The 14,699-nt window shown below is 52.2% G+C and carries 12 protein-coding genes and 1 pseudogene; 5 read left to right on the forward strand and 8 right to left on the reverse strand.

The window, feature by feature from the left end; genetic code table 11:
- Positions 1-20 precede the first annotated feature (20 nt).
- The 3 genes from DFR47_RS03820 to topA all read right to left on the reverse strand — a co-directional run bounded on the left by DFR47_RS03820 (position 21) and on the right by topA (position 5,765).
- Positions 21-473, reverse strand: a complete 453-nt coding sequence (locus DFR47_RS03820; RefSeq protein ID WP_113943242.1) for a DUF983 domain-containing protein — start codon at positions 471-473, stop codon at positions 21-23.
- 27 nt (positions 474-500) lie between these two features.
- Positions 501-2,900, reverse strand: a complete 2,400-nt coding sequence (gene rnr / locus DFR47_RS03825) for a ribonuclease R (protein ID WP_113943019.1) — start codon at positions 2,898-2,900, stop codon at positions 501-503.
- A 171-nt stretch (positions 2,901-3,071) separates the two neighbouring features.
- Positions 3,072-5,765 (reverse strand): type I DNA topoisomerase, encoded by a 2,694-nt coding sequence (gene topA, locus DFR47_RS03830; RefSeq protein ID WP_113943020.1) that lies wholly within the window; start codon positions 5,763-5,765, stop codon positions 3,072-3,074.
- A gap of 297 nt (positions 5,766-6,062) precedes the next feature.
- Here topA and DFR47_RS03835 point away from each other — a divergent pair, with 297 nt between their 5' ends.
- Complete coding sequence (locus tag DFR47_RS03835; RefSeq protein ID WP_147245482.1) at positions 6,063-6,242, forward strand: hypothetical protein; 180 nt, start codon at positions 6,063-6,065, stop codon at positions 6,240-6,242.
- Positions 6,243-6,254: 12 nt separating this feature from the next.
- Here the strand turns inward: DFR47_RS03835 and dprA are convergent, their stop codons facing one another.
- The 4 genes from dprA to DFR47_RS03855 form a co-directional block, all read right to left on the reverse strand.
- On the reverse strand, positions 6,255-7,439 hold the full coding sequence (gene dprA / locus DFR47_RS03840; protein WP_374788388.1) for a DNA-processing protein DprA: 1,185 nt from the start codon (positions 7,437-7,439) through the stop codon (positions 6,255-6,257).
- 4 nt (positions 7,440-7,443) lie between these two features.
- Entirely contained in the window at positions 7,444-8,055 is a 612-nt protein-coding gene (gene plsY, locus DFR47_RS03845) for a glycerol-3-phosphate 1-O-acyltransferase PlsY (RefSeq protein ID WP_113943023.1), read from the reverse strand.
- A 74-nt stretch (positions 8,056-8,129) separates the two neighbouring features.
- Positions 8,130-9,416: a dihydroorotase gene (locus DFR47_RS03850; RefSeq protein WP_374788386.1), complete on the reverse strand. Its 1,287-nt coding sequence runs from the start codon at positions 9,414-9,416 to the stop codon at positions 8,130-8,132.
- Positions 9,416-10,390: an aspartate carbamoyltransferase catalytic subunit gene (locus DFR47_RS03855; RefSeq protein ID WP_113943024.1), complete on the reverse strand. Its 975-nt coding sequence runs from the start codon at positions 10,388-10,390 to the stop codon at positions 9,416-9,418. Before DFR47_RS03855 ends, DFR47_RS03850 begins: the two co-directional genes overlap by 1 nt.
- A 218-nt stretch (positions 10,391-10,608) precedes the next feature.
- On the opposite strand from DFR47_RS03855, the gene DFR47_RS03860 reads away from it, so the two are divergent.
- Positions 10,609-12,351 carry an acyl-CoA dehydrogenase family protein gene (locus DFR47_RS03860; RefSeq protein WP_113943025.1) on the forward strand — a complete coding sequence of 581 codons (1,743 nt, stop codon included), beginning with the start codon at positions 10,609-10,611 and terminating at the stop codon, positions 12,349-12,351.
- A gap of 151 nt (positions 12,352-12,502) precedes the next feature.
- On the opposite strand, the gene DFR47_RS03865 is transcribed toward DFR47_RS03860, so the two are convergent.
- Complete coding sequence (locus DFR47_RS03865; protein ID WP_113943026.1) at positions 12,503-12,748, reverse strand: hypothetical protein; 246 nt, start codon at positions 12,746-12,748, stop codon at positions 12,503-12,505.
- Between the two features lie 228 nt (positions 12,749-12,976).
- Between DFR47_RS03865 and DFR47_RS03870 the strand changes: the two genes are divergently transcribed.
- The 3 genes and pseudogenes from DFR47_RS03870 (at position 12,977) to DFR47_RS03880 (ending at position 14,547) form a co-directional block, all read left to right on the forward strand.
- Positions 12,977-13,681, forward strand: a complete 705-nt coding sequence (locus tag DFR47_RS03870; RefSeq protein ID WP_113943244.1) for a helix-turn-helix transcriptional regulator — start codon at positions 12,977-12,979, stop codon at positions 13,679-13,681.
- Between the two features lie 67 nt (positions 13,682-13,748).
- Positions 13,749-14,116, forward strand: a pseudogene (locus DFR47_RS03875) (VOC family protein).
- Complete coding sequence (locus DFR47_RS03880; RefSeq protein ID WP_245416429.1) at positions 14,113-14,547, forward strand: EVE domain-containing protein; 435 nt, start codon at positions 14,113-14,115, stop codon at positions 14,545-14,547. The pseudogene DFR47_RS03875 and the gene DFR47_RS03880 overlap by 4 nt, the downstream one beginning before the upstream one ends.
- Positions 14,548-14,699 lie beyond the last annotated feature (152 nt).

Genomic DNA, 14,699 nt, shown 5'->3' on the forward strand with positions numbered 1-14,699 from the left:
AATGCGATCAGACATTTGCGTCAGATATATTCCTGCTGGCTCTCTTTATCAAAGCCATGCATGTAAAGCGCCCATTGCAGGCCGATAGTGGCACCTTTGATCGGTTGCAGCAGAGCCAGAGACATCAGAATAGTTACTGGCCCCCAGATCGCCAGATGTCCCCAGAGCGACAGGCCGCCCATGGTTTCAACCATCATGAACAGTGCAATCACAACGTGACCGACAATCAGCACAGTCAGATAGGCCGGCAGATCATCCGCACGCTGCGGGGTATAATCCTCATCACAGACAGAACAATTGGCAACCGGACGCAGGAATGTGCGAAACAGTTTGCCATCACCGCAATTCGGACAGCGGCAAAGAAAACCACGCTGCATCGCCTGACCCAACGGGCGCGGCACACGTGCGGATTTTGTATTTTCACCACCGAAAATCTGGGTGTCTGTCTGTGATATGGTCTGATCGCTGCTCATCATAGTCTCCCCGACGTCTGTTCTGGGTTATCTTTTGCTTTTGCGCGAAATATGGGATGGTTTGCCTTTAGCGGGACCGCCGGTACGGGATTTTCCCGTCTTACGGCTAAATTTGGTAGCTTTGTGGTGCGATTGCAAGGATGCAGGCAGCAAGCGCGGTTCAGTCAGCATTTCAAAACGTAAGGCACCGGCAACCGGCTGGGCTTCAACCAGACGGACTTCCACACTGTCGCCGAGACGATAGCCTTTGCCAGAGCGCTCACCGGCGACCGAGTGACCGGCCTCATCATAGTGATAATATTCCCGACCCAAAGTGGAAATGGGAATAAAGCCGTCGGCGCCATATGTCGCAAGGGTCACGAACAGACCGGCTTTCGTCACCCCCTGAACGCGTGCCTGAAACTCATTACCAACCTGTTCGGCCAGATGATGGGCAATCAAGCGATCTGTGGTTTCACGTTCCGCCAGCATTGCACGGCGTTCTGTCTGGGAAATGTTCAGGGCAATCGCTGGCAGTTCGCCAACTTCATCATTGCTCAGACCATCAGGTCCCAGATTAAGCGCGCGGATCAGCGCGCGATGCACGATCAGATCAGCATAACGGCGGATCGGAGAGGTGAAATGCGCGTAGTGGCGCAAATTCAGCCCGAAATGGCCGATATTCTCGGTGTTGTATTCTGCCTGACTTTGCGAGCGCAGCACCACCTGATTGACCAGTTCCTCGTGATCTGTGCCTTTAACACGGGACAGAATACCGTTGAACTGCCCCGGGCGCAGTTCCGCACCGCGTGCAAGACTGATCTCAAGTGTTTTGAGGAAGTCACGCAGGGATTCCTGCTTCGCCAGAGATGGAACGTCATGGATACGATAGATCAGCGGCTGGTTTTTGGCTTCCAGCACTTCGGCAGCAGCGACGTTGGCCTGAATCATAAATTCTTCAATGAGTTTATGGGCATCGAGTCGGTCCGGCACGATAACTTTGAGCACTTGTCCCTGATCGTCAAGGATCAGTTTTTTCTCCGGCAGATCAAGCTCAAGCGGCTCACGTTTGTCGCGTGCCTTTTTCAGTGCGGCATAGGCGCTCCACAGCGGCTTCAGGCTGATATCAATAACGCGCTCGGTCTTCTCATCCAGAGCGCCGTCAATCGCAGCCTGTGCCTGTTGGTAGGCAAGGCGGGCAACCGAGCGCATCATGATACGGTGGAAGCTGTGCGAGCGTTTGCGCCCGTCCGCGCCGATGATAATACGTACAGCCATTGCCGGACGATCCACACCTTCGCGCAGCGAGCAAAGATCGTTGGAAATACGCTCCGGCAGCATCGGCACCACGCGGTCAGGGAAATAGACCGAGTTGCCGCGCTTTTGTGCTTCATGATCCAGCGCAGAACCGTGCTGCACATAATAGCTGACATCGGCAATGGCGACGACAATGACGAAGCCGCCGGGATTGGCCGGATCGGTATCTGCTTCCGCAAAGACTGCATCATCATAGTCTTTCGCATCAGCCGGATCGATCGTGACCAGAGGCAGGGAGCGCCAGTCTTCACGATGGCTCATCGTGGCAGGTTTGGCGTTTTCTGCCTGCTCCATGGCCTTTTCAGTGAAGATATGCGGGATTTCATATTCATGAATCGCAATCATCGACAGGGCTTTTTCACTGCCGATGGAGCCGATTACCTGTTCGACTTTGCCTTGCGGCAGGCCGAAACGGCTTTTCTGATGCGGGATAACTTCAACCAGATCACCAGCTTCCGCACCATTGAGGAATTCAGCTGTAATGCTGACTTCTGTCTGTTTGCGGTTGACCGGTTCAAGGCGGTATTCGCCGCTCTGCAACTGGCGGATTACCCCAAGAATTGCATTATCGCGCTTTTCAAGCTTTTTGATCACACGTCCGGTGTAAGGCAGGCCGCCTTTATCGGAATTAGCAAAAATCTTCGCCAGAATCTGATCACCGACACCAACGGTCGGGCCTTTGTCTTTATTGGTGCGGCGCAGCAGTACCAATGGCGCAGCTGTGTCACCGCTCCATTCAATCGGGCGGCCAACCAGACCGCCGTCACTGTCGCGACTGGTAATGGTCAGTGCTGCAATCGGCGGCAGGCTGTTCGGGCGCGACAGACGTTTGGCGCGCTTTTCGACCTGTCCGTCATCGGCCAGTTCGCGCAAAATATCTTTGAGATAGATGCGCGCATCACCTTTGAGATTGAATGCCTTGGCAATATCGCGTTTGGCAGCGCGATCAGGGTTCTCGGTGATGAAAGTGAGAATGTCTTGCTTCGTCGGAAGATAGGTTTCTGACAGCGGTTTCACTTTGGATTTACCGGAAAAGGTCTTGTTGTTTTTTGCGCCCTTCTGTTTTTTATGTGCGCCTGAGCCGCTGTTACGGTCAGAAGAAGGGTCTATTCTGCGAGCCAATCCGGTCATCCTTAATATTTACTTTTTATAAAGTCCTGAAAACTCTTTAAAGCATTTCGGCACAAAATGGAAACATTTGCTTGCACACCTCTCTACCGAAAAGATGAGTATTAAAAATAGAGCGCTGTAAATAAAAAGGGCACCATTATGGTGCCCTTTATTGTTAAAGCTGATGACTGTTTATTCCGCAGCATCCGCTTTTTTGGCTTTGGTTGTCGTTTTCTTCGCTGCCGGTTTTTTGGCAGCTGCCTTTTTCACCGGTTTTGCTTCAGCATCTGCGTCATCCGCTTTGGCTGTCTTTTTAGCTGCGGCGGTTTTCTTCGGAGCAGCAGCTTTTTTCGGTGCGGCTTTCTTAGTGGTCTTCTTGGCAGAACCGGCTTTGGCTGTAATCAGCTCCAGCGCTTCTTCCATTGTAACCGTTGCCGGATCTTTGCCTTTTGGCAGCGTGGCATTGACCTTGCCCCAATTGACATAAGGGCCATAACGACCGTCGCGAACGGTAATTGAACCGCCGTCCGGATGGTCGCCGAGTGTTGCCAAGGCTGCAGGTGTGGCGCGGGTACGGCCACCTTTAGCGGCTTTTTCTGCCAGGACAGTCACAGCGCGGTTGATACCGATCTCAAATACATCCTCAATGCTGTCCACATTGGCGAATGCGCCGTCATGGGCAATGTAAGGACCATAGCGACCGAGGCTTGCGGTGATCATCTTGCCGCTTTCCGGATGTGGGCCTACATCACGCGGCAGATTGATCAGTTGCAAGGCTTTTTCCAGATCAAGTTCACCCAATGACCAGCCTTTCGGCAGACTGGAGCGCTTGGCTTCTTTACCTTCGCCGCGCTGGATATACGGGCCAAAACGGCCGGTACGCGCAGTAATATCTTCGCCGGTTACCGGATCCTGACCAAGCACCTTCGGCTCATCAGAAGCACCGGCTGCATCGCCTTCACCCTCTGTGCCAAGCTGGCGGGTGAATTTGCACTCCGGATAGTTGGAGCAGCCGACAAAAGCACCATATTTACCGAGTTTCAGCGACAGATTGCCTTCGCCACATGTCGGGCAGATACGCGGATCCATGCCATCGCCGCGATCAGGGAAGGCAAGGGCGGAAAGCTGCTCATTAAGCGCGTCCAGCACATTGGTAACACGGAGTTCTTTGGTGCTGTCGACATTGCCGGAGAAATCCTGCCAGAAGTCGCGCAGCACGTCTTTCCATGCTAGCTTGCCATCGGAAATCAGATCGAGCTTTTCTTCCAGACTTGCGGTGAAATCATATTCCACATAGCGCTCGAAGAAGCTTTCAAGAAACGCTGTAACCAGACGGCCTTTGGCCTGCGGGATCAGTTTGCGCTTATCCATCGTGACATATTCACGGTCGCTCAGGGTCTTGAGCGTTGCCGCATAGGTCGACGGACGACCGATGCCAAGCTCTTCCATGCGCTTGATAAGCGAAGCTTCGGAATAACGTGGAGGCGGTTCTGTCGAATGTTGGGTTGCGTCGATTTTCTCGCGCTTCAGTGTCTCACCGGCATTAATCTGTGGCAGACGTGCGCCGTCCTCGTCTTCATCTTCTTCTTCGCGGTGATCCGTATAGGCCGCGAGGAAGCCGTTGAAACGCACAACCGAACCATTGGCACGCAATGTGGCTGAACGGGAACCGTTTTTGGCTTCAATATCAACTGTGGTGCGTTCAATATCCGCAGGCTGCATCTGGCTGGCAATAGCGCGCTTCCAGATCAGTTCATAGAGACGTGCCTGATCTTCATCGAGATATTTGCGTACTTCTTTCGGATGACGGCTGAAATCGGTCGGACGCACCGCTTCGTGCGCTTCCTGAGCGTTTTTCGCTCTTGTCGAGTAATAACGCGGCTTTTCCGGTACGTAATTGTCGCCGAATGTGTTGCCGATCGCTTTACGGGCAGCGGAAATCGCTTCCGGCGCCATCTGCACACCGTCAGTACGCATATAGGTGATCAGACCGGTGGTTTCACCGCCAAGTTCGATACCTTCATAAAGGCGCTGCGCAACCTGCATTGTGCGTGATGCGGAGAAACCGAGCTGGCCGCTTGCGGCCTGCTGCAAGGTGGAAGTGGTGAATGGCGGGCCCGGATTGCGCTTGGTTGGCTTGGCGTCAACGCTCATGACGTTGAAGCTTGCGCCTTCCAGCATGGTACGGATGCCGGTTGCCTGCTCTTCATTTTTAATGTCGAGCTTGCCGAGTTTCTTGCCGTCAACAACAGTCAGGCGGGCAGTGAAATTATCGCTGCGAGGTGTCTGGAGCAGGGCAGCAATATTCCAGTATTCTTCACGGATGAAGCGTTCAATCTCGGTTTCACGGTCACAAACAAGACGCAGTGCCACAGACTGCACACGACCTGCCGAGCGCGAACCCGGTAATTTGCGCCACAGAACCGGCGACAGCGTAAAGCCAACCAGATAATCGAGAGCACGGCGCGCCAGATAGGCATCGACCAGCGGCACGTCGATTTCACGCGGATTGGCCATCGCTTCCAGAACCGCATTTTTGGTAATGGCGTTGAAAACCACGCGTTTAACCGGCTTGGAGCCGAGCACTTTTTTCTGACGCAGCACATCCAGCACATGCCATGAAATAGCTTCCCCTTCGCGATCAGGGTCAGTTGCCAGAATCAGACTGTCACTTTCCTTGAGCGCCTTGGCGATCTCGGAAAGGCGCTTGGAGGAGGCTGCATCGACTTCCCAGCTCATGGCAAAGTCTTCATCAGGACGAACAGAGCCGTCTTTTGCCGGCAAATCGCGGACATGACCAAAAGACGCCAGAACCTTATAGTCTGAGCCTAAATATTTATTGATTGTTTTGGCCTTGGCGGGCGATTCAACGACAACGACATTCATATTGCGGGTCCAGATTAACGTACACAGCCGGATATGCCCGGATTGCGCCAGTGTTGAAAATCAAGTGCTGAAAATCATCATGCTGGCAGGATTGTTCTCATTCAAATGAACAGCGAAAACAGATTGGTCAAGAGCAAACACAGTTTTTTACGCAAAACAACGACAGGTTGACAATGGATATTACGTAATCTTAGGTTGAATTTCTGAATGTTCGCAGTGCAGAGTTTTTATTCAATTTGCCTGAAAATTAATTTTAAATCGACTTATTTATCTATTCGTTTAGCCGAGAGTAAAGCTATGAAGGAAACTAAAGAACAGGCTTATCAAGAGCTGATTTATGTTCATGACACATTATTACAACTCCGTCAGATCGCTCAGAATAACCGCTATCCAATGCTTGCTTATTTTATCGAAATGGCATGGGTGGAAGTCTCGGATGTTCTGCGCTCGCAATTCGGGCAGTCAGCCAAAAACTGAACAGTCTTTATTTTATGCTGGCAGTAAGGCGATCAGCCCGTCACTGCCGCGTTGTAACTGACCGGCAAGGTCAAGCTCCAGCAAAGCCAGATGTACGGCGGAGGCCGGAAGCTCCGTATGGCGGATAATCGCATCCACAGAGGCAGGCGTGCTGCTGAGCGCATTGCGGATGCGTTCAATATCAGCGCTGCCGTTTGGCTGGTTATTCGATGGTTCAAGAAAAAGGGGCGCAGCTTGCGCGAGAATTTGTGCAGAATCTTCTGTGAAAACAAAACCGGCTTGTTGCGGTGCCGTACCGTCCTTACGCAGCATCGGTGCCAGTGCGTCGCAGATATCCTGCGCTTGCGTGAGCATGATCGCACCGTTTTTCAGCAGCGTATTGGTGCCATTAGCGCGCGGATCAAGCGGTGAGCCGGGGACGGCAAAGACCAGCCTGCCCATTTCCGCCGCCAGCCTTGCACTAATAAGAGAGCCGGATCGCTGCGCCGCTTCAATAACCGCAAGGCCGAGAGATAAACCGGCAATGATACGATTGCGGCGCGGAAAGTCTTGTGCCCGTGGTACCCAGTCGAATGGCATTTCTGAAATGATGATCCCGCCATGATCGATGATTTGCTCAAGCAGCGGTAAATTCTCCGGCGGGTAAGGGCGGTTCAGACCACCGGCCAGCACGGCAATCGTGCCGGTCTCTAAGCTGGCTTTGTGGGCAGCGGCATCAATACCGCGCGCAAAGCCGGAGGTAATAGCAAAGCCGTTTGCGCCCAGATCACGCACCAATTGGCTTGTGAAGGCACAGGCAGTGGCGGAGGCATTGCGCGCGCCGACAATGGCGACCGGCGGCTTGCTGAAAAGCTCTGTATTGCCAAGCACAGTCACGAGTGGCGGCGGATTGAGCATTTGCCGCAAATATTGAGGATAGTCCGGTTCGCCCATACCAATCAGTCGGGCACCGGCACGGTCAATCGCTTCCAGCTCTTGTTCGGCCTGTTCAATTGTATGGATACGGAGCGGGCGTTTGGCCGTGGAACGCACCAATTGGGGCAGGCGCTCAAGTGCGGCAGCGGCACTGCCGCAATAGGCGATCAGATCGCGGAAACTGGCAGGCCCGACATTGTCACTGCGGATAAGCCGCAGCCAGTTGAGCCTCTGCTGGTCTGAGAGACGAATTCCTTTTGCCTGCGAACCCGTCTCTCTGATCATTTTATTTTGATCCTATCTTGGTTTCGGTACCGCTGAGCAAGCGCTTGATATTCTCACGATGTTTGATGAATACAATCACAGTGAGGATAGCAAACAGCAGTGCGGTTTTTGTCAGGCCGAGATAGAGAATGGAGACTGGCACTACGATACTGGCAATCAGCGCCGAGAGCGATGAATAGCGGGTAAGCAGCGCAATAACGATCCAGACAGCGGCAAAAACCAGTGCACCGGGCCAGACCAGTCCGAGCAAAATACCGAGATAGGTGGCAACACCTTTGCCGCCTTTAAAGCCAAGCCAGACCGGAAACAGATGGCCGAGAAAAGCGCCGAGACCGGCAGCAAGGGCATAATCGCGGCCGAAATAGGCAGCAACCAGCACTGCAATTGTGCCTTTCAGCATATCGCAGAGCAGGGTGGCAGCAGCAATTTTCTTATTGCCGGTGCGCAGCACATTGGTTGCGCCGATATTGCCGGAACCGATAGAGCGTACATCGCCCAGACCGGCCATGCGGGTCAGCAGCAGACCGAAGGGAATTGAACCAAGTAGATAGCCAAAAATCAGCGCGGCAAAAATACCTGCAACGCCGCCGGTGATAATCAGTGGTTCAAGCATAATATCCCCTCGAAATATTGCGTCCCCTCACAGAGACTGTAGAAATTAGGCATAAAATCCGCATCAAAACAATATTATAATGCATAGACCGTTTTGCCGTTGACGACTGTGCGGATAGTGCGCCCCTGAAATTTAGCATCTTCAAAAGAGCTGTTTTTCGAGAGTGAGTGCAATTCATCGGCCTTCACAACCCATGGTTCATAAAGATCAACCACAGCAAAATCGGCTTTTGCACCAACTTTCAGCGTACCGGCATCAAGGCCGTAGAGCTTGGCCGGAGCGGTGGAAAGCACCTCAATCAGACGCATCAGGCTCAGAGATTCATTGTGATAGAGCCGCAGAGCTGCACCCAGCAGGGTTTCCAGACCGATTGCACCGGCTTCCGCATCGGCGAAAGGCAGACGTTTGGTGTCGACATCCTGCGGATTATGCGCGGAGACAACCACATCGACTGTGCCGTTACGCACAGCTTCAATCATCGCCTGACGGTCATCTTCATTACGCAGCGGCGGTGAAAGACGGAAGAATGTGCGGTATTCGCCGATATCATTCTCATTGAGCGACAAATGATTGATCGAAACAGCAGCACTGACTTTTGTGTTGGTTTCTTTTGCGCGGCGTAAAGTCTGCACCGACATATCGCAGGAAATCTGCGCGGCGTGATAATGACCGCCGGTCATGGCTGCCAGACGCAGGTCGCGCTCCAGCGGGATCACTTCTGCTTCACGCGGGCTGCCGGACAGGCCGAGCCAGCTGGCATAAAGCCCGCTATTCATAGCGCCGCCGCCTAAATACGGATCCATGGTTTCATGGGCGATAACCGCGCCAAAATCTTTCGCATAGGTCAGCGCACGGCGCAGCAGCAGCGTATTGGCCAGTGATTTGCGGCCTTCGGTAAAGGCAACCGCACCGGCTTCCCGCAGCAAGCCCATTTCGGTCATTTCCTCGCCGAGCAAGCCACGGGTAATCGCAGCAGCCGGATGGACATTGACGATTGCTGTGTCGCGGGCAGTTCGTTTGACGAATTCGACCAGTGCCACATTATCAATCACCGGATCGGTATCCGGCATCATGATCATGGAGGTTACACCACCGGCTGCAGCGGCCTGACTGGCCGAAGCGATCGTTTCACGGTGTTCCGTACCCGGTTCCCCGATAAAAACGCGGCTGTCGACCAGACCCGGGATCAGGACATTGCCGTTAAGGTCAATGACTTCCGCGTCTTCCGGTGTGCCCTGATGATTGGCATCTGCACCGCTGGCAACGATAATACCGTTTGCAACAATCAGCGTGCCGTCTTCATCGAGGTTACGCGAAGGATCAACGATGCGGGCATTGGTGTAAACTGTAGTGCTCATCATCAGGCTCCAACACCGTTAAAATTTTCAGGATTTCGTCGGGGATCAAGCAGGGCTTCCATGACGGCCATGCGAACAGCAACGCCCATTTCCACCTGTTGCTGAATCACGCTTTGCGGGCCGTCAGCAATATCCGAGGCAATTTCCACACCGCGGTTCATCGGGCCCGGATGCATCACCAAGGCGTCCGGCTTGGCATATTTGAGCTTTTCTTTATCCAGCCCGTAGAAGTGGAAATATTCGCGTACCGACGGCACAAAAGAGCCGCTCATGCGCTCGCGCTGCAAGCGTAGCATCATCACCACATCAGCGTCTTTCAGGCCTTCTTTCATGGAGTTGAAGACTTCAACGCCCATATTTTCAATACCGGATGGCAGCAGGGTGGACGGTGCAATCACCCGCACCCGCGCGCCCAGCGCATTAAGCAGCAGAATATTGGAGCGCGCCACACGCGAATGCAGAACATCGCCGCAGATTGCCACGATCAGGCGGCCGACTTTGCCTTTGGCGCGGCGGATGGTCAGGGCATCGAGCAGTGCCTGTGTCGGATGCTCATGCGCGCCGTCACCGGCATTGACCACGGAGCAGCCCACTTTTTGCGCGAGCAGCGCGGCAGCACCGGCAGAAGCATGGCGGATCACCAGAATATCCGGCTGCATCGCATTCAGGGTCATCGCTGTATCAATCAGCGTTTCACCTTTTTTGACGGAAGAATTACCGACAGACATATTCATCACATCGGCGCCGAGGCGTTTGCCTGCCAGTTCAAAAGATGATTGTGTGCGGGTGGAATTTTCAAAAAACAGATTGATCTGTGTGCGGCCGCTTAAAATGGATTTCTTTTTTTCCGGCTGACGGGATACGGCGACTTCGCTGTCAGCCAGATCAAGCAGGATATTTATATCATGAGGAGATAGGTCTTTAATCCCGAGCAAATGGCGGTGGGGAAAAAGGGGCGAGGGAGATTGTTCTGTCATCACAGCTATTCCCTAAGTTTGTTTTCAGAAAAACTTGTTTGCGGCCTTATATATGCTTTTGCGGCTTTGTCGAATAAACTGTGTGGAGAAATGCGGAATATTGAGGGGATATTTATAATTTTGCCGCAAACAATGCCACAAGGCGGATATTAGAGATTCGCGAATAGATTTTAAATATAAAAACCGGCGGCTGAAATCTCCGGCTAAATGGATGGAATATGTCGGTTAACACTCCTGTAGACGTTTCTGAAGTAACCAATCAGGTGCCGCAGCGTACCAATTACGCGCCGGATTCGTCTCCATATTCCGTGACAAAAAATCTCAACGGGCAGGCTGTACCGCAATATAATGCCTATTTGAGCGATCCGCTGCTGTTACAATGTGCAACACGTTTTCCTGAAACGCTGCAAAAAGAGCTGGAACAGACCGGCCGTTTTGTTTTGTCTGCGGATGCGCAGGAAATGGCACGTCTTGCCAATTCAGAAGTGCCGCGCCTGCAAACCTATGATCGTCTTGGCAATCGCATTGATCAGGTGGAATACCATCCGGCCTATCATGCTCTGATGCGCCGCTCAGTTGCGCATGGTCTGCATTCCTCGATCTGGGAAAACAGCCCGCAACAATCGCCAGAGTCAGGTCGCCGCCATCAGGCGCGCGCCACACGCTTTTATCTGACAGCGCAACTGGAATGCGGACATCTCTGCCCGCTGACCATGACAAGCGCTTCTCTTGCTGTGCTGATGACTTCACCGGCGCTTTATGATGAATGGTCGCCGCGCATTCTCACCCGCAAATATGACGCATCCAATAAGCCGCCGGTTAAAAAAGCCGGTTTGACGATTGGTATGGGCATGACGGAGAAGCAGGGCGGCACCGATGTTCGTGCCAATACTACCCGTGCAGACCATGCCGGAAATGGTGTTTATCGCCTCAATGGCCATAAATGGTTTATGTCCGCGCCGATGTCCGATGCCTTTATGGTGCTGGCTCAGGCCAATGGTCAGGCCGCCGGCGATAATAAATCCGGCCTGTCATGTTTTCTGGTGCCGCGCCTGCTGTCTGATGGCAGTGGCAATGGCTTCCGTCTTCAGCGTTTGAAAGACAAGCTGGGCAACCGTTCCAATGCCTCTTCGGAAGTGCAGTTTGAAAACGCACTTGGCCAGATGGTGGGTGAGCCGGGACAGGGCGTGAAAACCATTATTGATATGGTGACGCTGACTCGTCTTGATTGCGCCGTAGCATCGGCAGGTTTGATGCGTGCCGGTATGAGTGAGGCGGTGCATCATGCCCGTCACAGAAGTGTTGGCGGCGTACCGCTGATCAATCAGCCGCTTATGCAGCGTGTGCTGGCAGATATGTCACTGGATGTGGCGGCTGCCACGGCTCTGTCTCTGCGTCTTGCCCGTGCTTTCGATTTGGCGGCCAATGATCGTATGGAAGCTGCCTTTGCCCGTGTTATGACTCCTGTGGTCAAATATTGGGTGGCAAAAATTGCACCGTCGCTACTCTATGAAGCGATGGAATGTCTTGGCGGCAATGGCTATGTCGAAGAAGGCCCGCTGGCACGATTGTATCGTGAAGCTCCGGTCAATGCGATCTGGGAAGGTTCCGGCAATGTAATGGCGCTGGATATCGTACGCGTTCTGCACCGCGCGCCGCGTCTCTTTGATGATGTGCTGGAATGGATCGGCACACAGCTTGGTCGTCGCGGGCAGGGTACTGTTGCCGTATTGCGCGCTGCAATGCAGGTAACCATGACCGATGAAGGTGCAGCACGAATGCTCACCGAGCAGATGGCGCTGGCAGCCAGCGCTGCTTGCCTGAAAGAGCTTGGCGCGGATCACATTGCGGATGCCTTTATCGAGACCCGCCTTGGCGGACAATGGCGCACAACCTATGGCATGATTGATGCCCGACATGATGCCTTGGGTATTATCAATGCGCTTTATCCGCAGGAATAGAAATACATTGGCGGGGGACTATATCTGGTGGTGGAGGCAGAACACGAGTTCTGCCTCTTCTGCTATAAGACAGGGCTAATCCACCTGATTACACTGGATGTTGGAAACTTGCAGTATAAGCCCTTAATTTGCGCAGAGTTATATTTAATATTTATGCGAGTGTAGCAGTGATGCCCATGAACAGATTTAGGCTGTTGAGTGTGTCATATTCGATCATAACCGGGCCGCCGTTTGATGCTAGACCCTGACCGGCAAGAATAAGCATTTCCTTGATCTGGCTGGTATGATTTAGTGCTTCAAAATTAATCCAGCTAGTTCCATCATATGCCGATATATGAATTAAATTATCTAATAATGATGTTTTTACTGAAATGGAAGTTACTTGAACAGATAGCATAAAAATAATTCCCTTAAATTAAATTATTAACAATTACTTTATAGTTGCTTTTATTTTGTTTGTAAATATTTGTTTATATAATATAAATTATAATATTTATTTATTTTTATGATTTTATTTTGTAATTGTGTTTATTTGTAAATAATATTTACAATATAGTCGTATTTTTATTATGCTGGGGTGTTTTCTTAAATGTCATTTGCGTAAAAATTTAAAGGTATGCTGTCTGTGTCTCGCTCTGAACGATTACTGGAACTTTTGCAAATTCTGCGCCGTCACCGGCATCCGGTCAGCGGGCAGGATTTGGCAGCAGAGTTAGATATTAGCCTGCGGACTCTCTACCGCGATATTGCCAGCTTGCAGGCGCAAGGCGCTGTGATCGAAGGCGAGGCCGGTGTCGGTTATGTGTTGCGCGCCGGTTTTACCTTGCCACCGCTGATGTTCTCACAGGAGGAGATCGAAGCTCTGGTACTGGGATCGCGTTGGGTGACGACGCGGCATGATACGCAACTGGCGCAGGCAGCACGCAATGCATTGGCTAAGATTGCAGCCGTCTTGCCAGCAGCTTTGCGCGATGATCTTGAGGCCTCAACGCTGCTTGTGGGTCCATCCGCGCGTAAAGAGCACCCCGTTCCGGTTGACCCCGATATTCTGGGACAAATCCGTCTGGCAATCCGTCAGCAATCCAGACTTGAGCTGCATTATGCCGATGCAGAGGGGCAAGTATCGCAACGCATTATCTGGCCGTTCGGGCTGGGTTTCTTCGATCAGGTACAGGTTGTGCTTGGCTGGTGCGAGTTGCGTCAGGATTTCCGGCATTTTCGCACCGATCGCATTCAATCTCTGACAATTTTGGAGGGGCGCTATTCCCGCTCACGGCAAAGTCTGCTGAAAGACTGGCGTAAAGCGCAGAATATTACACGCGAATTTTAAACACTGCTGACAGAAACTGACACAGCGGCGGTTCATATCCTTTGGCATCAACTGAAGGAGTTATATGATGAACCATCCCGATAATCTGATGCTTTATGTAGCAAACCCGGAAGCTAGTGCCACATTCTATGCTGAACTGTTTGGCATTCAACCGGTTGAGCAATCTCCGACCTTTGCGCTTTTTATTCTGCAATCCGGTTTGAAATTGGCACTTTGGTCAAAGCACACGGTTCAACCAGCACCGGCGAATAGCGGTGGTGGCTGCGAATTTTCCATGGGGTAGAAACGCATGATGCGGTAAATGCGCTTTATGCGAAATGGCGCGATATGAAGGCCGATATTCTGATGGCGCCTGCGCAATTAGATTTCGGCTGGTCTTTTGTGATTGCTGATCCGGACGGCCATCGTCTGCGTGTTTATGCATTGGATACATGATGACAGAGCGCAGGCAGAAATACTGGCTTGCGATTGCCAGCGCTGATCATGTGCAACGCGGGCGGGCAGAGGGTTTCATGCAGGTTTGTCATGGGAAATCTGCACCTCTGCGCAGGCTAAAGCAGGGAGACGGCGTGATCTATTATTCGCCTGCAATAACCATGGGCGGTAGAGACAAGTTGCAGTCTTTTACAGCACAAGGCGTGATCAGCAATGATGCTGTTTATCAGGTTGATATGGGGCAGGGTTTCCTGCCCTATCGGCGCGATGTGCAATGGAATGATACAATGATCATTCCTATTCGCCCTTTGTTGGACAGGCTGGAGCTTACACGGGGAAAGTCAAACTGGGCTTATCCGTTCCGCTTCGGTTTGCTGGAGCTTAGTGAGCATGATTTTAAGCTGATTGCAGAGGCAATGGCAGCATTTTGAACTAACAGAATGTGGCGCACAAACTTGTATAAGGAATGTGCGCCACGCAGTGCCTGTCATTCTGAGATTTGCTACAGATAAGCAATTGCGAAAAATGACTATAATATGTAGCGGCACTTATTGCAGAAACGTGCATCCGCATATTGAATATT

The organism is Pseudochrobactrum asaccharolyticum, from assembly GCF_003314995.1.
GTDB classification, from domain to species: domain Bacteria; phylum Pseudomonadota; class Alphaproteobacteria; order Rhizobiales; family Rhizobiaceae; genus Pseudochrobactrum; species Pseudochrobactrum asaccharolyticum.